This is a genomic window from Limnothrix sp. FACHB-1083 (genome assembly GCF_014696485.1).
GTDB lineage: Bacteria > Cyanobacteriota > Cyanobacteriia > CACIAM-69d > CACIAM-69d > CACIAM-69d.
In genome coordinates this window covers 35,314-55,307 of the sequence record NZ_JACJQD010000016.1, presented here as the reverse complement: position 1 = coordinate 55,307, position 19,994 = coordinate 35,314, and the positions used below count along the sequence as shown (strand labels likewise).

At 57.8% G+C, this 19,994-nt stretch carries 17 protein-coding genes; 7 read left to right on the top strand and 10 right to left on the bottom strand.

Features of this window, described 5'->3' with window-relative positions; all coding sequences use genetic code 11:
• Positions 1 to 336: 336 nt before the first annotated feature.
• Positions 337 to 900 (top strand): hypothetical protein, encoded by a 564-nt coding sequence (locus H6F46_RS17035; RefSeq protein WP_190355944.1) that lies wholly within the window; start codon positions 337 to 339, stop codon positions 898 to 900.
• 38 nt (positions 901 to 938) lie between these two features.
• Here the strand turns inward: H6F46_RS17035 and H6F46_RS17030 are convergent, their stop codons facing one another.
• The 3 genes from H6F46_RS17030 to H6F46_RS17020 form a co-directional block, all read right to left on the bottom strand.
• Positions 939 to 2,024 (bottom strand): pentapeptide repeat-containing protein, encoded by a 1,086-nt coding sequence (locus tag H6F46_RS17030; protein ID WP_190355945.1) that lies wholly within the window; start codon positions 2,022 to 2,024, stop codon positions 939 to 941.
• Between the two features lie 177 nt (positions 2,025 to 2,201).
• A complete protein-coding gene (locus H6F46_RS17025) occupies positions 2,202 to 3,374 on the bottom strand; it encodes an AI-2E family transporter (protein WP_190355946.1) in 1,173 nt (390 codons plus the stop codon).
• Between the two features lie 176 nt (positions 3,375 to 3,550).
• Positions 3,551 to 3,751, bottom strand: coding sequence for a hypothetical protein (locus H6F46_RS17020; protein ID WP_190355947.1), 201 nt, complete (start codon positions 3,749 to 3,751; stop codon positions 3,551 to 3,553).
• Positions 3,752 to 4,103: 352 nt separating this feature from the next.
• Between H6F46_RS17020 and H6F46_RS17015 the strand changes: the two genes are divergently transcribed.
• A complete protein-coding gene (locus H6F46_RS17015) occupies positions 4,104 to 5,036 on the top strand; it encodes a class I SAM-dependent methyltransferase (protein WP_190355948.1) in 933 nt (310 codons plus the stop codon).
• Here H6F46_RS17015 and H6F46_RS17010 read toward each other — a convergent pair.
• Positions 5,033 to 6,262, bottom strand: a complete 1,230-nt coding sequence (locus H6F46_RS17010) for a glycosyltransferase (protein WP_190355949.1) — start codon at positions 6,260 to 6,262, stop codon at positions 5,033 to 5,035. The two genes, H6F46_RS17015 and H6F46_RS17010, sit on opposite strands and share 4 nt — an antisense overlap.
• A 155-nt stretch (positions 6,263 to 6,417) precedes the next feature.
• Between H6F46_RS17010 and H6F46_RS17005 the strand changes: the two genes are divergently transcribed.
• A complete protein-coding gene (locus H6F46_RS17005; protein ID WP_158234344.1) occupies positions 6,418 to 6,831 on the top strand; it encodes a YbjN domain-containing protein in 414 nt (137 codons plus the stop codon).
• Positions 6,832 to 6,851: 20 nt separating this feature from the next.
• Here H6F46_RS17005 and H6F46_RS17000 read toward each other — a convergent pair whose 3' ends face one another.
• The 6 genes from H6F46_RS17000 to H6F46_RS16975 form a co-directional block, all read right to left on the bottom strand.
• The gene (locus H6F46_RS17000) at positions 6,852 to 7,571 is read right to left on the bottom strand and encodes a prepilin-type N-terminal cleavage/methylation domain-containing protein (RefSeq protein ID WP_190355950.1); all 720 of its coding nucleotides are present in this window, start codon (positions 7,569 to 7,571) and stop codon (positions 6,852 to 6,854) included.
• 64 nt (positions 7,572 to 7,635) lie between these two features.
• Positions 7,636 to 8,376: a dihydrofolate reductase family protein gene (locus H6F46_RS16995; RefSeq protein ID WP_190355951.1), complete on the bottom strand. Its 741-nt coding sequence runs from the start codon at positions 8,374 to 8,376 to the stop codon at positions 7,636 to 7,638.
• 315 nt (positions 8,377 to 8,691) lie between these two features.
• The gene (locus H6F46_RS16990; RefSeq protein WP_190355952.1) at positions 8,692 to 10,572 is read right to left on the bottom strand and encodes a glycosyltransferase family 2 protein; all 1,881 of its coding nucleotides are present in this window, start codon (positions 10,570 to 10,572) and stop codon (positions 8,692 to 8,694) included.
• A gap of 101 nt (positions 10,573 to 10,673) precedes the next feature.
• Entirely contained in the window at positions 10,674 to 11,054 is a 381-nt protein-coding gene (locus tag H6F46_RS16985; RefSeq protein WP_099532221.1) for a YccF domain-containing protein, read from the bottom strand.
• A 513-nt stretch (positions 11,055 to 11,567) separates the two neighbouring features.
• Positions 11,568 to 11,771, bottom strand: a complete 204-nt coding sequence (locus tag H6F46_RS16980; protein ID WP_199291641.1) for a hypothetical protein — start codon at positions 11,769 to 11,771, stop codon at positions 11,568 to 11,570.
• A 76-nt stretch (positions 11,772 to 11,847) separates the two neighbouring features.
• Positions 11,848 to 15,795, bottom strand: a complete 3,948-nt coding sequence (locus H6F46_RS16975; protein WP_190355953.1) for a glycosyltransferase — start codon at positions 15,793 to 15,795, stop codon at positions 11,848 to 11,850.
• A 9-nt stretch (positions 15,796 to 15,804) separates the two neighbouring features.
• On the opposite strand from H6F46_RS16975, the gene H6F46_RS16970 reads away from it, so the two are divergent.
• The 4 genes from H6F46_RS16970 to rlmB all read left to right on the top strand — a co-directional run bounded on the left by H6F46_RS16970 (position 15,805) and on the right by rlmB (position 19,842).
• A complete protein-coding gene (locus H6F46_RS16970) occupies positions 15,805 to 16,899 on the top strand; it encodes an inositol monophosphatase family protein (protein ID WP_242028012.1) in 1,095 nt (364 codons plus the stop codon).
• Between the two features lie 275 nt (positions 16,900 to 17,174).
• A complete protein-coding gene (locus H6F46_RS16965) occupies positions 17,175 to 17,552 on the top strand; it encodes an STAS domain-containing protein (protein ID WP_099534531.1) in 378 nt (125 codons plus the stop codon).
• 77 nt (positions 17,553 to 17,629) lie between these two features.
• Positions 17,630 to 18,073, top strand: a complete 444-nt coding sequence (locus H6F46_RS16960; RefSeq protein WP_199291639.1) for a Mini-ribonuclease 3 — start codon at positions 17,630 to 17,632, stop codon at positions 18,071 to 18,073.
• A complete protein-coding gene (rlmB, locus tag H6F46_RS16955; protein WP_190355955.1) occupies positions 18,070 to 19,842 on the top strand; it encodes a 23S rRNA (guanosine(2251)-2'-O)-methyltransferase RlmB in 1,773 nt (590 codons plus the stop codon). Before H6F46_RS16960 ends, rlmB begins: the two co-directional genes overlap by 4 nt.
• The last annotated feature ends 152 nt before the right edge of the window (positions 19,843 to 19,994 follow it).

Below are 19,994 nucleotides of genomic sequence, written 5' to 3'. Positions count from 1 at the left end.
TCATAGTAGGCATCATAGGCGCAAACACCCGTGGCGGGGCGATCGGGATCCTGTCCCGCTGTGAGGAGATAACCGATCGTCTCTCGGAATTGCCCCCAGGAATTGCCCCCAGGAATTACCCCCAAGAATTACCCCCAGGAATTTAGAGGGCCCCCCTTGGCAGTGATCGGGATCCAGCTCTTAAGCTGGGAATAGCCCCTCAAGTTGGCCCCTCGATCGCATCACCGAGGTGGCGGCAGTTGGTGACATGGGGCCCCAAGCGGAAACGCGGAGATATGAATGGACGATTGGAAAGATGATTGGGCCGGGAGCTGGGCTAAGAATCTTGAACAGTGGTTGACTCCCATCGCTCGAGATTGGGAGCCGATCGCCCGGGAAGTGGAAGCCACGTTGGATGCAGTGATCATCACCATGGCCGAGTCGGTGGAATCAACCGTGACCCAGGTGGATCAATGGCTGACGGATTCGGCTCGGGAACTGGAGCAAACGGCCCTTGACCTTCAGGAGCAAGTGGAAACCCATTTGGCTGAACAGTGGGGAATTGAGGTCGATCGACTGTGCCAGGAGGTGGACGGGGCGATCGAACAGTGGGCCACCGAGGTGAACGATTGGTTAGCGCCCCTATGGTCAGACTGGGCGGAAACCGGTTTTCCGGCCAATCCTTTCACCACCGAAGAACCGGAATCGGAGGGCGATCGGGCAGCTTTGGCCCCGCCGACCCTGAACCAATACGATGCGCTTTACGACCAACTCAACCCCAAAGTGCCGCCGGTTGACCGCCATGCCGCCTGTGTGGGCTGTCGTCACTACCATGGCCGGGTCTACAACGGCACGCTGCTGATCTGCGGGATGTATCCCTTTGGTTGGACGGAGGGTGCTTGTCCGGATTGGGAAGCTTAGGTGCAATTCCAGGACTGGGGTGCAATCCTGACCCGTTTCTAGGGCGATCGCCTCAGATCGGCCGGAACGATCGCCCCATCCAGCTTGGCTCCCGTTAACCGCACCATCAGCCGCCCACCGACGGTCATTTTGGCATTGGTCAAATTGGCTCCCCGGAGATCAGCCCCACTCAGGTCAGCCCCGATCAAGTCCGTGCCGCTCAGGTCGGCCCCGCTCAGGTTTGCTTGCAGCAGATTGGCCCGAAACAACCGGGCCCCGCTCAGGTTGGCCCCGCTCAGGTTCACGCGGTGCATAAAGGCATCCGTCAAATCAGCCCCCGCTAGGTCAGCCCCGCTGAGGTTTCGGCTCGCAAAATCCCGTTCCCGCAGGTTGGCCCCGCGCATCTTGGCTCCGCTCAAATCGGCAGCAGGACGAGGCGGCGGTTGATCTTGCCATTGGGGCGGCACGATCGGGGGGCGCGGTCGTCTTGGGGGCGGTTCGGGCGATCGATTGGCGGTCGTTTCCGCCGTGGGGTCACCGGGGGGATGGCTATTAAAGGGCGATCGGCGTGGTGTTTTCCAAGCGAACGGTTCCGGTTCGGGATGAATGCCTTGGCCATGAACCGAACCCGTTGATGGGCCTTGGGCGCTGTATCCATAGGCGCTGTATCCACCGGAACCATTGGCACTGGCTCCATAGGCCCCCGCCTTGGGGGTTGATTGCCCATTGACTCCAAATCCTTGAGCGGAGCCGTTATGGTTCGTGCTGTGGTTTGTGCTGTGGTTTGCGCTGTGATTCGCACCGTGGCTGGCACTATGGCTAGCCCCTTGGTGATGCACACCGGCATGGTATGGATTTTTGTGGTGATGGGCCGTCGATCGCCCGTGGGGTTGGGCGGTGGTTCGTTCCGTTGGGGCCCCGCCGTTGGGCCGCTGCCGAAAATGGGCCCGAAAAAAGCCCCGCGCTTCATTGAGCTGCTTCAGCTTCTCTTGGGCCTTGGCTTTCAAACGGGGATTGTCGTCTGGGATCCGATCGGGATGCCAAACGAAAGCCAGGTCTTTGTAAGCCTGGTTCACTTCCTCGGCTGAAGCGCCAGGTTCCAATTCCAAAATTTGATAGTAGCGCCGACTGTCGCTAAAGGCCATGTAGCGCAAGCACTTGCCCCAACCATGAGCAAGTGGTGAGTTGTTGCCATTTTAGCCGGGTGGCTGCCATCGCGCGATCTGGGTTTCGCGGCGGTGGGGGATGATGGGCTGTTCTGATCAAAAATTCAACTCAACAATCCAAGGTGCTGTATGGGTCGCGATCGCCAATCATGTCGCTCAGGAGTCTGGTGGCTCAGGAGTCTGAGAATCGTCGCCGCCCACAGCCACGGCCGCCGGTAGCGCCTGTTCTGAGTTGGAGTTGATCGCCCCTTCGCGGCTCGATCGCAGCCAACGCGGCCCCTGATCCCAATGATCCAGCACATCCTCAACCAACAATGCCTGGAGCCAAACTTGGGCCACCACGGTCAGCGGCAACGCCAACACCAGCCCCGTGAACCCAAAAAAGGTCGCAAAAAAGATTTGGGAAATCAGTGTCACGGCCGGTAGCAGGGACACCTGTTTGGACATCACCATCGGCGTGAGCAAATTGGTTTCCAACTGCTGCACAATCACGTACCAACCCAGCACCAACAGGGACTTGAGCGGATCATCCAACAGCGCCACCAACATTGGCGGCAACACGCTCAACACCGGCCCCACATTGGGAATGAATGTCAACAAACCCGCCAAAACCCCGTGGGCCAGGGCCAGCTTCACCCCCATCAAGGCCAACCCCGTGCCGCTGAGGACACCGATGATCGACATGTTCAACAAAATGCCCAACAGCCAAGCATCGAGAGAATTGCGGCAGCGATCGAGAATCGTGATTACCCGCCGCCGATAGAAGGAGGGAAAGAGCTGCACGAAGGCATTGCGATAGGGCAATGGATCGAACAGCATCATCAGGGCCAAGATGGTCACCAACAGCAGGTTGAAGAACCCGCCCAGGGTGCTGGCAAACAGGGCAAACCCACCCCGAAAGAGCGGATTAATGGCCGGTTGGGCCTGGGTGAGCAAACTGCGGAAGTCGGGGTTGGGAAGAACCGTTTGTAACCACTGGCCCAAGGGTTGTTGGGAAAGGTTGCTGAACCAGGTATCGAGGCGATCGAGCGCCACGGGAACCAACTCGGTCAGCTCCCGAAACTGAGCCGCAAAGGGGGGCACAACCAACAACATGGCCCCCAAGAAAAAAGCCACCAACAGCCCGATCGCCCCAAAAATTGCCTTTGTTCGATCCTGGAGCAGGTTGCGCCCCCGAAACTGGAGGGTGAGCAGGGCGCGGGCCAACCGGTCGATCGCGACGGCAATGGCGATCGCCCCAAAAATCATCAGCACTAACTGCCGCACAGCCCACAGCACATACAGGGCCGCAATAAAAACCAGTAAGCCTAACCAGCGTCCGAGGGTCATGAACCGAGCGTCCTGTGCGATTTCTTGTGCAATTTCCTGTGCAATTTCCCGTGTAACTGTCTGGGCGATTTGCGGGGTGATTTACGGGGCAATTGCTTGGAGTGATCTTGGGGTGATCTGGTGATCTATGGTGATCTATGGATGTTGGGGTGATTTACGGATGACTTACGGGCAATCTACGGGCGATCGGGTTTGTTCTGCTGCCACATCCAACCCGCCAAAATCAGCGATGGCAACAGGATCATGACCCAAGCCACCCAGTCTGGCGGCGTGCCGATCGATCCATAGGCAATTAGCTTGATGGCCACCGACAGCACCACGGACAAGACCGCGACTTTCAGCACCATGCTCAAGGTTTCTGGGTTGGGCGATCGCATCAAGATTCAGGGTTTCTTCCCTAGGCGGCGGTTTTCGCAAATTCAGGCAGCATCATAGCTCACGGCTTGGGAAGCGACCAACTGCGCGATCGCCCTGCGCGATTCAGTTGTCCTGGTGGTGGGGCGATCGAACCGCAACCGTGAGGACTGATACAATATCCAAAAAATCCAAATCCAACCCTCAAAACTCAATCTTCAAAATTCAAAGAAATTCAAAAAACTTCCAAAAACTCAATTAGCCCCAAAGATTTCATCCCAAAGATTCCATCCCAAAGATTCCATCCTAAAAATTCCATCCCAAAGCTTTAACTCAAAAAAGCTTTAACCCAAACAACTATTGCCTGACCTTTCCATGACCGCCACTGCCTTTGTGAAACCCGGCCCCGCCTCGCGTTTGGTGAATGGGCTGCTGTCCATCAAACCCCTGGCTAATTTTGCTCGTAGCCGCGCCCGCAAGATGATGATTGAGCGGGCCGAAAGCATGGGCATTCCCTGGCGCAAGACGGCCGCTGAGTTGCAAAGTCGGGATTGGTCGGCGGAACTGGCCCAGGTCAGCAACCCCAACCTCACCTATCCGGACTATTACCTCAATCCTTTCCATGCCTATCCTGAGGGGAATTTGGGCTGGGAGCCGGCCAGCGAGGTGGAAGTGGCGGCCTATTCGGTGCATTCCACCATTTTTGGCGAAAAAACCCCGGAAGGGGACGCAAAATTGCGGGCCGCTTACCATGATGTGCTGAAGGCCACGGTGGCGATCGAGCCTCGGGAGATTGTGGACTTGGGATGCAGCGTGGGGATGAGCACCTTTGCCTTGCAGCGAATTTATCCCCAAGCCCAACTGACGGGGGTGGATCTGTCGCCGAATTTCCTGGCGGTGGCTGCCTACAACACTCACCATTCCCCCATGAATCCCGATCGGGCCCAGCCCCGTTGGGTTCATGCGGCAGCGGAAAACACCGGCTTACCGGCCGCGAGCTATGACTTAGTTTCGGCTTGCCTGCTATACCATGAGCTGCCCCAGACGGCGGCGATCGCGATTTTGCAAGAGGCTCGGCGGTTGCTGAAGCCCGGCGGCTATCTGGGAATTATGGACATGAACCCCAAATCCCAGATTTATGCCCAAATGCCGCCCTATATCCTGACCCTGCTCAAGAGTACGGAGCCGTTTTTGGATCAGTACTTTGCGCTGGATTTGGGCGAGGCGATCGAGCAAGCGGGCTTTGAGCTGATCACTGTCCAATCCACTACGGTGCGTCACCGGGCTTTGGTGGCTCGGGCGCACTAGGGTTGCTGGGCCACCAGGCTCAGGAGTTTATCCACGGCGTGATCCCAGGTGAACCGGCTTTGCACCCAAGCGGGGCCGGCCACCCGGGCTGCCGTTTGCCATTGGGTGCGATCGAGCCAGGTTTCGAGACAATCAACCAGGGCATCGCAATCCGGCTCCCACATCCAAACGGTTTCGGAAACGCCATCCGGGTATTGAACGGGTTTCTCAATCAGTTGGCTGGCGATCGAGAGGGTGAAGGCGGGGTTGGTGAATTCATCGGTGGGCCCACCTTGGGTGCAAATGACCGGTAACCCACAGCCGATCGCTTCCAACACGGGCAGGTTAAACCCCTCCGCGCGGTAGGGCGACACATAGCCATCGGCCGCTTGATAGAGCTTGGCCATGTCTTGGTAGGACAAAAATTTGTTGAGATAAATCGTTCGATCGAGCAACCGTTGGGCCCGATCGGTCGGCAACAGCGATCGCACCTGATTCACCCAGGCAGCTCGCCCCCGATCGCGTCCATAAACCGCGTCATTGGCCTTCAAAACCCAGCGCAATTGGGGCGATCGCTCCATCACTGCCCCCAACGCCAAAATCAACAAATCGCCACCCTTGCGGGGAATTGTGCCCCCCACGTTCAGCAGGACTTGGCAACCCTCCCAACCCCAGGCCAGCCGCAGATCCGCCCGATCGGCCGCTGCCAAGGGGTGATAAATCTGGGGATCGACCCCATGGGGCAACACCACGACCCGATCGGGCGCTGCGCCGCTGTGGATTAGCCCTTGTCGCGACCAGGCCGAAGGGGTGAGCACCACGGCTCCCCGATCGCCCCCGGCCGCCGCCCATTTGCCCGTTTTTTGGGCGCACCCCATCCATTGCCAATATTCATGGTGCAGCTTGCCAAATTCCGCCGTGGCAAACACAAACGATCGACGGGCGATCGGGTCTGGCTCCAATCGGTAGGGCGAATCGATCCGCAATAGTCCATCCACCGGGTCGCCATCGGGGGCCGGAATTTGGGCCAATCGACGCGATCGCTCCGGATCCAATTGCCCCGCGATCGGCTGCCAACCATGGGCCAAGGGTTGCTCGCGATGAAACAGTTGCAGCCCCGATCGCTCCAGCAGCGCCAAGCATTGGAACTGATTCACCGTTGTGTAGGAGTGGGGAGCCGACAGCCAACCTTCCACTAAAAACCGCATTGCCGATCTGCCCGCCACCACAACGCCATCAGTCCCCACTTTCGCTTGTTAAGATTAGGCCGAAACAAGAACGGACTCAACATCCTGTTGGCCACAGTCCTCAATTAATCCTTCTGAATTGATCTTGCTGAATGACTTTTAACCACCACTCGGCCAACAACAATCATCACATCCATTCATCGCAGGCCAAAATCATGAACGAAGAGCTAGTCACACCTGATAATGCTTCAAAAGCTCTGTTGCAATCCATCTTTGATGAAGCGCTGATGGATGTTTCGATCGATGACGATGGCGACATTCTGATTCAGGAAGAAATCAAGTGCTATGTGTTCCTGAGCGAAAACAAGGATCGGGTGCGATTGCTGACTCTTTTTGGCATTGCGGAAACGGCCACCCGCGCCCAATGTTTGGAGTGCGTGAATGCCATTAACAGTGAATATATTATGGTCAAGGCCTATATTGCTTCCGAAAAAACCCTGGCCATGGAATATGACATTTATCTCAAGGGCGGCGTTCCTAAAAAGACAATTGCCCTGACGGTCAAGCGTTTTTGCACCATTCCCCGTCGGGCTGTGAATGAAGAATATGCCCGTGATGTGGTGGAGTAACCGCGCAGGTTGAAGCACTCCTAGGGTGTTGGTGATGAGACACAACGATCATTGCGCCCGGCTCGCAGGGAACCCAGCAAGGTTTCCACATAAACACAGCTTCGATCGGTCAAATCAGGACGGCCTGCCATTTGGAAGGTGATCCGCTTTCCAGCGTTGTCATTGCTACTAAACTCAGTGCCGTCCTGAGAAGAAGCTAGCCAGCCGCGACCATTAAACTGCACCACATAACTCCCGCTGTCGCGAGTGAAGTCTGATTTCCCGCCGTCGATCGCGGCATAGGTCGATGCTTCGGCTCCCAGGGGCCGCCAAACGGCTTTGCTGCATTTTGCCCCCACGGCGGGATGCACAGAATATTGAATGGCACGCTTGTCCTCTGGGTTGGTGCGAAAACAGGCTTCCCAGGGTCGTCGTTGCTGTCTGGCTTTGGATTGGGCCGATCGCAGGGCCCGAAACGCATCGTCTTGGGCGGCTCCGAGCCGTTGGCCATCCACCATCGACAGCCAAACGGGCGCGCTAATGGCCATCAGAATGGTCACCATCAACAGCACCACCAACAGTTCCAGCAAGGTAAAGCCCGATCGCGCGGTTGGTTGCGGGGTTGCCTGGCGATGGCGCAGGGTTTGGGCCAACAGCCAATGGATTGTTTGGCTTCGAGATTGGCTCCGAGATTGACTCCGAGATTGACTCAGAAATTGCAATAAACGATCGGGACGGGGAAAACGGCGAGAGGCAATCATAGGAAACCTCGGGTTCGGGGAAGGGCAACAAACAGCAGAACAAGAAGCAGAAACCCGCCGGGCACTAAGGTTCGGTGTCGCGCCGCTGGTAATGCAAGAACACTTCTTGGCCTTGGGCTTCGGCACTGACCAAATTGAGCCACTGGGCCCTGTGAAGCGGCAAACCCACACCATCCATGGGCGTGGGGGCGGCGGCTCCACCCACCAACAGGGGGCAAACCGTCAGCCACAGGTGATCGATCGCTTTCATTGACAATAGGGAGCCGACCAAGTTCCCACCACCCAAGACGGCGAGCTGTTGGATTCCTTCCTGGACCAGTTGGGCGAGAATTTCGGGCCATTGAAAATCCCGATCGCCCAACGGGCCGAGCAAGATTCGATCGAATCCATTGGCTGCTTTTGAATGGGGGGATGGATCCTCGGAATCTCCTGAGGCAGACCAGCGATCGAGCCATTGCCGAGATCCGGCTTCCGTGGTCAACAGCCATCGGGGCACGGCCTGGCGAAAGAAGCCATAGCCAGGGTCGATCGCCCCGGAGGCAGAACAGATAATTTGGGTGGGTTGCGGAGGTTTGCCCTGGTCAACTCGCCCCTGAATGAGTTCTGGACTCAGAACCGGCATGGCCAACCCTTCCGAGCGGAGGGTTCCGGCTCCCATCAACACCGCATCGGCTTGGGCCACTTGTTTTTCCAAATGTGCGCGATCGGCCGGACTGCCAAAGCGTCCCGGCGACCCATGCGCATCGCTGATTTTGCCGTCAGCGGTGATGGCAAACACCACCGTAATTTGGGGTCGATCGTTCACCCGCGTTCACCCAATGCCACAAAACAACCAATGCCACAGGACAACTGCGATCGGGGCAGCCGCGATCGGGAGCCTGTCTGCAACCCTGTCTTCAGACCCTCATCGGCCACCGGGGCTTCGGGGCTGGCCCCTTTGAAGTGGAATTGAGGGGGCTGAGTCAGATCTCGCTGATCAGATCTTGCTGATCAGATTTCGCTGATCAGATCTCTGTAGATCTCTCAGATCGGTCAGATCTCTAGGTACACTTTGCCCAAAATTACCCCGATCGGGATCAGATTGAGGGAAATTCTCCCGGTGATCGCCCCCATGGCTATCCTAGAGCGATCGGAACTGGTGGGTTTGGGTGTCGTAACAGCGCGATCGGGGTTTTTCGGGAATTTCCAACTCCTTCATGGCCCAATCTTGGCGCGTAATATCCAAATTAGGATTGAAGTAGGGATCAGTTGCTTGAATCATCGATTTCCAGCGTTTAAAAAACTTGGCGGAATCTTCCGGGTGTGGATCCCCTTCAAAGGTTTTGCCCCTTGTGTAGGATTCGTGGTGAACCAAGGTGGCATCGGCACAAAAAACCGCCCGATAACCCACTTCTCGGGCCCGCAAACACAGATCCACATCCCCAAACCCAACGGCCAAAGACTCGTCATAGCCACCAATTTTGGCGAAGGTATCGGCCCGCATTAGCAAACAAGCGGCCGTGACCGAGGACATTTCGCGACAGGAAATTAGAGCGCCAATGTAGCCCGGTTCTGCCTCTCCAGAGGGCAAGGAATCCCGCATGAATTTGCCGAAATGTTCCGCCATGCCATGCATTCCCACGCAAACGCCCGCATGTTGGATGTAGCAGCGATCGGGATAAAGCAACTTAGCGCCCACGATGCCAATGTCTGGTTTTTGGGCAAATTCTGCCATTCGCTCCAACCACCCATCCTCGATCGCCTCAATATCGTTATTGCAAAAGAGATAGTGGGTAAAATGCCCGGGCGGCAACTGGGCAACGGCCCAATTATTAATCGCTGAAAAGTTAAAAGGGCCAGAATAATTTAAAACTCGATGTTGATCCTTAAGGGATCGAAAATAGCGAATGGATTTCGGATCATTGGAATCGTGATCGATCAAAACAATTTCGTAGGCGACCTGATGCACGGTTTTGGCAATGCTATCAATGCATTGTTTAACCAACTCTCCGCAATTTTTGGTCGGGATCACAATCGCGATGCGGATGGGGCCCTGGAGGGGATAGCGCACTCGGAAATAATTAAACCGAAATCCCGTTTGCACTTCACCCGGATCGCCCGATCGATCTAAATGTTCGCTTAAAACAGCCCGTGAAATCTCCAATACATCCGATCGGCGCTGATTGCCGGTGCTGGTCAGGTGTTGTCGCCACAGGTAAAGAATTTCGGGAATGTGGCTAATTCGTTTGGCCCGCTCACAGGCTCGCAAAATCAGGTCGTAGTCCTGGGAAACGGTCAAAAACTCCCGAAACCCGCCAATTTCCTGCAAGAGAGACCGCCGAAACCCCACCAAATGCACGATGTAGGGGTGCGATCGCAGCAACTCCAGCGAAAAGGCCGGCCGAAAAGCAAACTCGATCGGCTCGCCTTCGGGAGTTACCAGCACTTCATCGGAATAAAACAAGTCTGGATCATCGGCCAAGATGGTTTCCGCCACCCGCAGCAGGGCATGTTCCGGCAGTTGATCATCATGATCCATCAGCACTACAAAATCGCTGGTGGCCAAGGCCAAGGCCGAATTGGAGGCGGCGGAAATTCCCCCATTGTGATCGCGGTAGGTCACTTTGATTCGGGAATCCTCGGCCGCGAGTCGATCGAGCGTGGCCTTCACCTGGGGATCGGGCGATCGATCATCGGCAATGCACAGCTCCCAATGGGGATAAATTTGGGCCCGCACAGACTCGATCGCTTCCGTCAGCCAGCGCTCTGGCGTGTTGTAAACGGGCATGATGATCGAGATTTGGGGCGGATTTTCCAGGGCCGCCGCTCGATCAGCAAATCGCCGTCGATTCTCGGGCGACAGACCCCGGCGATATTGATCCCAAGCGGCTAGTTGGGCCCGTTCTCCCAACAGTCGCCGCCGGAGTTTGGTGCGCAATTTTTGGGCGATCGCCCCCAGGCCGCCTCGTTGCCACAACCGCCAAGCTCGTCCGGGCCAACTGGCCAACCGCGCAATCGCCATACCTGTTGATTAGCCCTATGCCGTGAGCAGTATATCGCTTCAGGGCCCGCCCAGAATCATGCCCCGAGGATTCACCATCCTCGCCTCGCGGTGTTTCTGAATTAACGCCCCACTTCCTTGAGTTCTCGGCCAAAGGGCAGCAGCGCCATCACCAACAGCTTGAAATGTTGTTTAGCAAAGGGCAAACCAATGATTGTGATCGCCAAAATCACGCCATGGATCAGATGTGAAAGGGCGATCGCCCAACCAAAGAAAAACACCCAAATCACATTCAAAATCACCCGCAAAGGGCTATCAGCATTTTCCACCGCCACCACTTCTTTACCGAAGGGTGTCATGGTTGCCAAACCAACTTTAACCTGTTGAAGACCAAAGGGAATTCCCACGATCGTTAAACACATGCTGAGACCGCCGATGATGTAGCCCAACCCACTGATGAGGCCACCGAAAATCAGCCAAATGATGTTACCTAATAAGCTCATGATTTTAGGTTTGGTGATCTAAGTCTTGCTTGGTCAAATTAACTCAGCTAACCTTGTGAATCTCGTCACAAAGAAACAGTTCAAACATTTCTCGAAGCTCTAATTTAGGCTTGATCCTGAGAGCCTGCCAGACTTTCTAAATCAGCTAAGTCTTGGGATCTGCCCGATACTTTTTTATTCAGCCGCAAGTTTTCCAAGTCAATCCAGCAAATCTTTAGCCCATCTAGATCAGACTCGATTTTGCTCTGATAGCAGGTTTCAAAATCAACTCCATCCGGTGACGTGATTAAGTCAATTCGATTGGGAGGATAACCGAGCTGAACCACTTGATCGGATTGGGCAAAATCAGAAGCTACTAGATTCAAGCTCGCAAAGCCAAAGGCAGCGAGAGCCTGAATCACCTTTTGGGCATTTTCTAGGGTTGGCTGAATCCAAATGTCTAGATCTTTGGTGTATCGAGGATGTCCATGGAATGCCACGGCATAGCCACCCACAACGAGATAGCGAACTTGGTTAGCGTTTAAGCACTCGATAAACTCTCTGAAATCGGGGTTCAAAACCATAGGCCCATTGATGATATTCGCGGCGAATTTCTTCGAGGGCGGCCAAACGGGCCTCGGCGGGTTGACTGCGCCAATAGGCTAGGTCGCTTGCTTTGGCTGCCTGATCATCTTTCATGTTGAGAATGCGGCAGCTCATCACCATTTTACGAACCATTTTGGACTCCTATTTGGACTCCTGATTGAGCAAAATTGTCCCAATGGCCCCAGGATAGCGAAATTTCAGCGATTGCCTACTCTAAAAACAGCAGACGACGCAGCAGTTGTTCCAGTTCGTTGGCCGTGCGATCGATGCCGAGGGTTTCCACGGTGGCTCGTCCCGTTTGGGCCAGGTTCACCCGCGACACTGCGTCGGTGGTCAGTTGCAGCAGGGTTTGGGCGATCGACTCGGCCACGGGCAGCACCGTGCCGTAGTGAATCCCGGCGGAAAGGGTGGGATGCAGGGGCAAATCTTCGCCCACCAGCAGGGCCGCACAACCGCAGCCGATCGCTTGCAGGGTGGGGAGGGCGCTGTTGGCGGCGGAGGGGGCCAAGTGCAGTTGGGCCGTTTGCAACGCGGCGGCCAAGGTGGCCCGATCGGGCCAGCCCAATTCCTCGCAAGCAAAGGGCAGTGGCTCCGGCGCGTGGGAACCATAGCGGCGAATTTGGAGATCCGGTTGCTGGGCGGCCAGGAGGCTTAACCCGGCAATGATGGCCGATCGCTGGTCGGCATCGGCGGCGCGATCGTCTAACCAAAGGATCGATCGGGCGGGGCCGCTGTGGCGTACCCAATTGGGCGTGGTGGGCAAAAAGTCTGCCGTTAATCCGCCTTCTAGCCACAGGGGCGGCACTCGCAGGGCCCGGGCCGTTTCCCAGCGATCGGCGAGGGCCTGGCCGAGGGCGATCGGCCGCAACGGCAGCCCACAGGAACCGAGGGCCGTTTCGCGCTCAAGAGTGCCTGGGGCTTCGCAATCCACTTCCCAGTTTTGAACCAAACGCACCCGCAGCCGCACGGTGGCCCAATCGGCCACCGCACAGGCCGATCGCCAATCGGTGGCCAGGGCCACATCCAAGGCCGGTAGCCCCGTTTGGCCTTCTAACACCTGCACACCGCTGCCTTGCAACTGGGTTTCCCAAGCACGACAGGCCTGATGGACTTGGCCGCTGCTGCTGGCTCCGAAGGGTTGCACCACGAGCCGCACCTCATGGCCTTGGGCATCCAGGGCCCGGGCCAGGGCGGCGACTCGATCGACCTCCACGCTGTCGCTGGCTGCGAGGGAAACCACCACGGCCACGGTCAGCGCAATGGGTTCCGGGATCGATCGGGCTAACAGGTGATGCCAGCCGGCCCAGGTTTCTCCCAAGGCGGCGCGGGTGAGGTAGCGCTGGCGGGCCGCTTGGTTGGCCGCTTGCCCCAGGCGATCGCGCAAATCCTGATCCTCAATCAACTGGCCCAAGGTGGCGATCCAGTCTTCGGAGTCACCACACAGGAACCCCGTAACTCCCGGTTGAATGGCTTCCGCATAGGTTCCCCAATGGGAGGCCACCGTGGGCACGGCCAACAGGGCCGCCTCAAAATATTTCAGCTCGCTCTTACCGGCGGTGAATTCCCGATCGCGCTCTAGGGGAGCCAAGTTGATATCCAAACGGGCATACACTTCCGGCAGTTTTTCCCAGGGCAAAATCGGCAACCGCTCTAGTCGATCGCCCCAGGTTGCCGCGAAGTCCGCCGATAGTTCCAAATGCCCCACCACCAACAGTCGCGCTTGGGGATAGCGGGTGGCAATGACCTGCAAGGCGGCCTCACATTCCGCAAAGTCCCGCTGGTGGGTTTTGGTGCCGCTGAGATAGCCCAGGCGCACCACGGAGCGATCGCGCTCATCAGTTCTGGCCGCCAGGGTTTCGGCCGCTTGCCGTTCCATTTCGGCGCTGGCTCGGTTGGGCAGCAGCGCCACGGGAGTGCCGGGGAATCGCTGTTCGATCGACCGTTTCAAGTTGGCAGTGCTGGTGCTGACCCCATCCACCCGGGCGATCGCCCGTTGGTATTGGTGCATCATCTCCTTGTAAACCTGCCGCAGTTCCTCTTCGCCGCTGTTGGCATCTTCCAACTGGTAGAGCAGATCCGGATCAAAGACCAAATCATCGGTTTCAAACACAAACCGCACGCCCTGTTTTCGCCCTTCCTCGATCGCTGACTCCAGATTGGGATGGAAGGTGGGCCGGTGCATCACCACCACTCGGTATTGATCCAACAGTTCTCGGTAAGGATATTGGGCAATGTCGTAGACCTCAACGCTGTAGCCCAAATAGCGCAGGGCTTCCGCCTGGTGCAGACAACGGTAGCGGTAGGGCGCACCGCCGCAGCCGCTGATGAAGGCAAACATCCCGATCGGGCGATCGTCCGCCGTTTGCACCTTCACTGGAGCCGCCAAGCGTCCTTCGCGCACCCCCACCAACAGGAAATGCTCAAAGGCACTGCGATATTGCCCCAGTTCCACCGCCAAGGCCGCGTCGCCGTAGGTTTGCAAATAAAATTCGCTGTCAAAGTTGGGATTGGGATTTAGCCCCTCCGCCATGCCCACTTCAAGGAAATGTTCGATCGCGCTGTTGAAGTCCTTGGCCGCCAATCGCGCTTTCACCTGGGGATAGGTTTCCAGGTAGTAGCGGGTTTTGAAGAGGGGGCTGGGGTCGCGCCCTTCCGTTGCCCCGTTGGCCACAAAGTGGGTAAAGGCCTGGCTATAGGTGGCATTGGGCAGACAGTTCGCCACATCCGGCTGAGTTTCCAGATAGTAGGCCGCATCAAACAGCCGCAGGAGGGCGTGGGGCTTGCGCAAGTCCAGGCTGGGCAGCTCTCGCTTAATGGCCTCATAGATCGCAGACTGTTGGGCCGCCGGATCGGGGGCGATCGCCAGTTCCGGGGGAATTTGCGACAGGGCCACCAGCGTGCGCGCAAACAGCTCCGGATCAAAGTGATCGGCCGCTGGCGGCCGCAGTTTGTATTTCAGCTTGATCCAAAAATTCCGCAGGGCCCAAAACTTGCTGCTGCGAATGATGTCTAACAGGCGACGGGTTTCCTCAAGGCGAGATCGCAACTCCCGAAACTGATCTTGGGCGGCGGCGATTTGGGCCTTGGCGTGATCCCGCAGTTCGTTGGCCCGGGCGATCGCCTGGCGACCGTGCTTCACTTCCAACTCCGCCAGTTCCAATTCCTCGTGGAGGTCGGAAATTTGATCCCGCAGGCTTTCTAGGTCTTGATTAGCCGCTTGCAGCAGGTCTTCTGTGCATTGCAGCCGGCTGTCATAGGTTCCAATCAGGGCTTGGTACTGATCCACTTGCAATCGCCCCTCGATCGCCCCCTGTTCGGCGGTCAGGACTCGGGCCTGATAGCGACTGAGATCCGCGCGGGTTTGCTCCAGTTGAAATTGGCTTTGGGCCAAGGCCGGTTGCAGTTGGGCCAGTTGTTGTTGCAGTTGCCGAAACTGCCCTTGGCGATCGCGGGTCTGTTCAGCCAAGGCCCAATCCTGCAACCAGGTGAGGGCATCGGTGGGCGCGCTGGGGTCGATCGGCAATTGTGGGTGTGGAGCCAGGGCCCGGGCGTTGAGCTGCTGATAAAGGGCGGTGGCCGTGGGATAAAAATGCTGGAAAAGGGCTTGGCGTTCATCGGCGATCGCCTCCCAGTCGGGCAAAATCAGGGTTTCGGGGCCCCATTCCACCGCCCCGGCTGCCAAGTCCACCAAAATGGCGCGATCGCCCAATTGCTCAAGGGCCACCAACAGCGCCTCGTGGTAGGTTTGCCAAACCCGCAGGGCCCATTCTGGATCTTCGAGGGCCCGATCGCCCGCCGCCCGAAACAGGGCCGAAACGCCCACCCAAGGGGCACAGGACACCAACACAAACCGAGCGGTGGGGAACTGGGTTTGCCAATCACTCAAAAACAAGGTGGCCAAAGCATCCGCTACCACCACCGGGCCTGTGGGCCAGCGGCGACAAAGCTGCCCCAAGCGATCGATCCAAAGGGCCGAAACCGGCTCCGGTTGCCGCGTCACCCAACCGGACTCTTGGAAACCTTGGGCCCGCAATACGGCCTGATGCCAGGGTTCCACGGAAACCGGTCGCCAGCCCAACTCTTCGAGGGCCGCCGCCACCCGATCGCATCCCACCGGCAACAGTCCAGTAACGATCGCAATAGTCGGCTCAGTCATAGGAGGGGGTTGCAAGATCGACAACGGGTGCGTGGCAATGGGCGTGCATCTGGGCGTGCATCTGGGAACCGGTGGGGTTCTCAGGAAAAATACCACACCGGCCCGGCCCTCCAATGGCTGGCCCTCCGAATGCCCAGCTCGCCCGCCAATGGCCATCGCATTCCTTGGCCAGTGTTGGCCATTGGACGATCGCCCGCCGGTCGCTATCCTGTCTGTGTGTTGCCTGTGCCCCGAGCAATTATCGTTCCTGCGTCTTCTGTCCCTGCCCTCCGCTGCTTACCCCTTGCCATGACCGCCATCGATCGCGCCTTTTGGACTGATGTTTTAACCTTCACCGCCGACCTGGCCCAGCGCACGGGTCAGCAACTGCTGAAGGACTTTGCGGGCGATCGAGCCACCACCGAAAAAGACGACGGAACCTTGCTGACCCAATCGGACACCTGGGCCGATGCCACCCTGCGCCAGGCGATCGCCGATCGATTTCCCGATCACGGCTTGCTCAGCGAAGAGGGCAACCATGATTTGCCCGATCGGGATTGGTGTTGGATCATTGACCCGATCGATGGAACCACCAATTTCAGCCACGGCATCCCTGTTTGGGGCATTTCGATCGGGCTGCTCTATCGCGGCTGGCCCGTCTTTGGCTATCTGTACTATCCCCCCACCCAAGAAGCTTGTTATGGCTTTTGGCCCGGTGAAACGGGATTGGATCTCGAACCAGGAGCCTTTCGCAACGGCCGCCCGATTCGAACCACCAGCGCCGACCCGGGCCCCAACCAAACCTTCAGTTTTTGCACCCGCAGCATTGAGCGGGCCCCACGCCCCTTCTGTTGCAAAATCCGGGCGATCGGGTCGGCTAGCTACAACTTGCTCACCGTCGCCACCGGTAGCATGGTGGGAGCCTACGAGCTAACGCCCAAAGCCTGGGATATTGCCGCCGTTTGGCCAATCCTGCAAGCGGCCGGAGCCACCTGGATTTCCCTAGAAGCCTATCCACCCTTTCCGCTCACCCCTGGCGACAGTTATGGCAAACGTTCTAATGCCTGTCTGGTGGTGGCTCGGGCTGATTTGGGCGATTTTTTCCGCCGGGCGATCGGGATTTAGGAGCCTCTGATTTGGCGGCGGTTGGGGGCAGTTGGGTCATGAGATCCCCAGGTCTCAGATCTCCGATCCCATCTTCGATCCCCAAGTTTTAGATTCCCTGGGAATCTAAAATCAAAATTCCCGTAATCTGCAAAACCCCTCCCCAAAACTTTCCCGCACGAACCCAAGGCCCGGAAGCCGGGCGGCTACCCGCACAAAATTCAGTGGACAACCAGGCTCGGAATCCTTATATTGGGATGTTGTCTAGATTGCGACGGTGTTCTTAGGAGGTCATTATTCCCGAGCAACTTACCCTAACCGTCAGCTTACGAGGCACGCGCGAAGTTAAGGGAGATTGTCAACTGTTCCGCCTCACAGGGCTGCTCGATGCATTTTCGGAACCCACGTTCCGTAAAAAGCTGGGGCAGTATGTTGAAGACGGCCCGCCCCATGTGGTGCTGGATCTAGCGCATATCGATTTTGTAGATAGTTCTGGGCTAGGCGCTCTGGTGCAACTGGCGAAAAAGGCCCAGAGTGCAGGTGGTAGTTTCCAGATTGTGACGAATCCCCGCGTCACCCAGACCGTTAAACTCGTGCGTCTCGAAAGCTTCCTATCGCTCCAGGATTCGGTTGAAGTGGCGATTAAGCGCGTTTCTGAATCGAATCAAGGCTAAGATTGGCTGTGGAGTTACAACCGGCGATCGCGACGGATTCTCCGAGTGTCGAAGCAGGCTGGCTAGCCGCCGCGGCCTTGCGATCGCCCCTCCCCCTCAGTTCGTCAATTCCCGCAGCCGAAATTCAACGTCTGTCGCCGGCTGCCTTGGCCTATTTAGGCGACTCCGTTTACGAACTTTACATCCGCTGCTATTACCTCTTGCCGCAATCACGCACCCGCACCTATCACGATCGCGTGGTTGCCCAAGTTCGCGCTGAAACCCAAGCCCGCCATCTAGAGGCGCTGCTGCCCCACCTGACCGAGGCTGAACGTGAGATAGTTCGGCGCGGTCGCAATGCCACTGATAAGCGTCCAAAACGGCTCGCGGGTGGAATATACCAGGCCGCCACGGCCTTTGAAACCTTGGTGGGTTATCTCTACCTAACCCAGCCGTCCCGACTGACCGAGTTGTTGGCCCGGTTGGATTTGTCGCCGTCTGTTTCCTCTCATGCGACTTTAGATCGCAACTCTTCATCATGACTGATTTTTCGTATCGTAAGGGTCGTACCGGCAATTCAGCAGGCCAAGCCGGTCAATCCAGCAAGTTTGAGCGTCCGGGGAAACCGGTTAAGGGCGGACAGTTTCAGGGCAAGGGACGGTATCAAGGTTCCCAAGGGGGAGAAGGCTCGAAGGGGCGTTACGAGGGACGGCGCGATCGCGCGGATGATTTCGGGTTCTCCGGGGAAGACCGGGAACGCCGCAACTATGACGGGGGCGAGCGCCGGGATTTTGGCAAAGACCGGGACTTTGGCAAGGAAAAGAAGGACTACGGCGGCCAGCGATCGGGCTATGGCTCCCAAGGTCGATCGGGTTATGGTTCCCAGGGTCGATCGGGCTATGGCTCTCAGGGATCGCAGGGATCCCAGGATCGATCGCAAGGATCGCGGGGCTATGGCTCCGGCCAGCGTGATGGCGAGTCCCGGGACTTTGGCGGCAAATCCTTTGGCCGCAAGCCTTTTGGTGGCGGTCAGGGCGGCCAGTCCTTTGAGCGCCGTGGCCGGGATGGCGATCGCCCGAACCGTGGGGGCGATCGACCCTTTAGCCCTCGGGGCGATTGGAACCGGGAAGAGAACCGGGACTCGCGCGGTGGCGAGGGTTCAGACTTCCGGGGCAAGAAATTTGGCAAGGGTCAAGGCAAGTTCAGTCGGCCCTTTGGCGATCGACCCGATCGTCCTGACCGGCCGGAGCGGAACCGGGATGAGCGTCGGGATGGTGACTATGGCTCACCCCGGGGCGATCGGGGTGAACGGATCGATCGCAGTGATCGCGGTGAACGGGGGGATCGGTCTCCTCGGTTCGATCGCGGGGGCGATCGCCCGGCCTTCAGTCGCCGTCCCGAAGGGGGCAAGTTTGGCGGCCGCCGGGATGGGTTCCGCGAGCAACACCGGGACGGCCAAGGCCGGGACTTCGGCGGGCGCGATCGCGCTGCCCATGCCTTTGATGGCAATACCCAAAATGGCAACCCAACCACGGGCGAAGCCGAAACCAACAATGACATCATCTACGGCCGTCATTCGGTGTTGGCAGCCCTAGAGAGCGAGCGTACCCTGCACAAACTCTGGATCGTGCCCCAGTTGCGCTACGATTCCCGGTTCATGGGGCTGCTGCAAACGGCTAAGACCAACGGCACAATCATCGATGAAGCCACCTATAGCCAACTGGCACGGCTGACGGATGGGGGCAATCACCAAGGTGTGGCAGCCCAGGCGGCGGCCTACGATTACTTGGACTTGGCGGATGTGATTGAAAAGGCCAAGGCGGCCACCGATCGCGCTGTGTTGGTAGCAGTGGATGGGGTGACGGATCCGCACAATTTGGGTGCGATCGCCCGCAGTGCCGAAGCCTTGGGCGCAAAGGGTATCATCATTCCCCAACGGCGGGCCGTGGGCGTAACTTCCACGGTGGTGAAGGTGGCGGCCGGCGCGATCGAACACCTGAACATCGCGCGGGTGGGCAACTTGGTTCAAGCCCTGGAAACCCTGAAGGCTGCTGGTTTCTGGATCCATGGCTTGGCCGCTGAGGGCAGCGAACCGATCGACAAGGTAGACCTCACGGGCCCGATCGTGCTGGTGATTGGCGCAGAGGGCGATGGCCTGAGCCTGTTGGTGCAAAAAACCTGCGATGTGTTGATGTCGATTCCCATGAGCGGCCACACGCCCAGCCTGAATGCTTCGGTGGCGGCGGGAATGGCGCTCTATGAAATGAGCCGTCAGCGTCGCCATCAGTCCTTGGACTTGCGGGACTCCTAGAAGCGCGACTGCGATCACGCCCTAATTTTGCCTCCCAGCGGGCCATTTGCTAGGCTGTCCGGAGACTTAGCCGCCACCGAACCTCAAGGGGCCGGGAACGGTTAAGCCCCGGGGTTACCTCGTGCCTCCGGTGCGAGTTGATGAAAACCCCG

What these genes read in the sequence shown, in the direction of transcription:
- H6F46_RS17030 (WP_190355945.1), bottom strand. Translation starts at nt 2,024, where the DNA reads ATGGCCTTTAGCGACAGTCGGCGCTACTATCAAATTTTGGAATTGGAA.
- H6F46_RS17025 (WP_190355946.1), bottom strand. Translation starts at nt 3,374, where the DNA reads ATGACCCTCGGACGCTGGTTAGGCTTACTGGTTTTTATTGCGGCCCTG.
- H6F46_RS17020 (WP_190355947.1), bottom strand. Translation starts at nt 3,751, where the DNA reads ATGCGATCGCCCAACCCAGAAACCTTGAGCATGGTGCTGAAAGTCGCG.
- H6F46_RS17015 (WP_190355948.1), top strand. Translation starts at nt 4,104, where the DNA reads ATGACCGCCACTGCCTTTGTGAAACCCGGCCCCGCCTCGCGTTTGGTG.
- H6F46_RS17005 (WP_158234344.1), top strand. Translation starts at nt 6,418, where the DNA reads ATGAACGAAGAGCTAGTCACACCTGATAATGCTTCAAAAGCTCTGTTG.
- H6F46_RS17000 (WP_190355950.1), bottom strand. Translation starts at nt 7,571, where the DNA reads ATGATTGCCTCTCGCCGTTTTCCCCGTCCCGATCGTTTATTGCAATTT.
- H6F46_RS16990 (WP_190355952.1), bottom strand. Translation starts at nt 10,572, where the DNA reads ATGGCGATTGCGCGGTTGGCCAGTTGGCCCGGACGAGCTTGGCGGTTG.
- H6F46_RS16985 (WP_099532221.1), bottom strand. Translation starts at nt 11,054, where the DNA reads ATGAGCTTATTAGGTAACATCATTTGGCTGATTTTCGGTGGCCTCATC.
- H6F46_RS16980 (WP_199291641.1), bottom strand. Translation starts at nt 11,771, where the DNA reads ATGGTTCGTAAAATGGTGATGAGCTGCCGCATTCTCAACATGAAAGAT.
- H6F46_RS16975 (WP_190355953.1), bottom strand. Translation starts at nt 15,795, where the DNA reads ATGACTGAGCCGACTATTGCGATCGTTACTGGACTGTTGCCGGTGGGA.
- rlmB (WP_190355955.1), top strand. Translation starts at nt 18,070, where the DNA reads ATGACTGATTTTTCGTATCGTAAGGGTCGTACCGGCAATTCAGCAGGC.